Here is a 764-nt window from a genome sequence, read left to right on the forward strand (position 1 = left end):
TGACTCGTGTGTGAAGTGACAAACGGCGCTGGCTCTGATTCTCTTGATGCGGGAGGATCTGGCTGATGACGAGGGCGGTGAAGCTACGGGATGACTATTCGGCCTCTGATCTGAGGCGACTTGCGGCGCGTAGCCGGCAGGCGAACGCTGCGCGCCGGCTTCTGGCCCTGGCAGCAATCCGTGACGGGGCGAGCCGGACGGATGCGGCCCGCGTGGGCGGCATGGACCGCCAGACGCTGCGGGACTGGGTCCACCGCTTCAATGCTGAAGGGCCGGATGGCCTGCGCGATTATCAGCATCCGGGACCAGCCTGCCGTTTGAACGGGGCACAGCAGGCCGAACTGAAGGCGCTGGTCGAGGCCGGGCCCGATCGGCAGCGTGACGGTGTGGTGCGCTGGCGCCGGATTGATCTGCAACGCGTGATCAGGGAGCGCTTCGGCGTCATCTACCACGAACGGCATGTTTCCACTTTGCTGAAACGTCTTGGTTTTTCCCATGTCAGCGCCCGGCCGCGTCATCCGGGGCAGGATCCTGCCGTCATGGAAGCGTTTAAAAAAACTTCCCCCGCATCCTGAGTGCCCATATCGGCCACCTGCCGAAGGGAAAGCCGATCGAGATCTGGTTTCAGGACGAAGCCCGCATCGGCCAGAAGAACGGCATCGTCCGCCAATGGGCCCGGCGCGGCACGCGACCACGCCAACCGGCTGACCAGCGCTACGAGAATGCTTGGCTGTTCGGGGCGATCTGCCCGGCGCGCGGCAAGG

The 764-nt window shown here is 64.7% G+C and carries 1 pseudogene; it reads left to right on the plus strand.

The annotated features are described in order from the left end of the window. Positions 1 to 65: 65 nt before the first annotated feature. Positions 66 to 764, plus strand: a pseudogene (locus tag CFR80_RS18585) (IS630 family transposase); the annotation flags it as partial.

The organism is Komagataeibacter oboediens, assembly GCF_003207815.1.
GTDB classification, from domain to species: domain Bacteria; phylum Pseudomonadota; class Alphaproteobacteria; order Acetobacterales; family Acetobacteraceae; genus Komagataeibacter; species Komagataeibacter oboediens.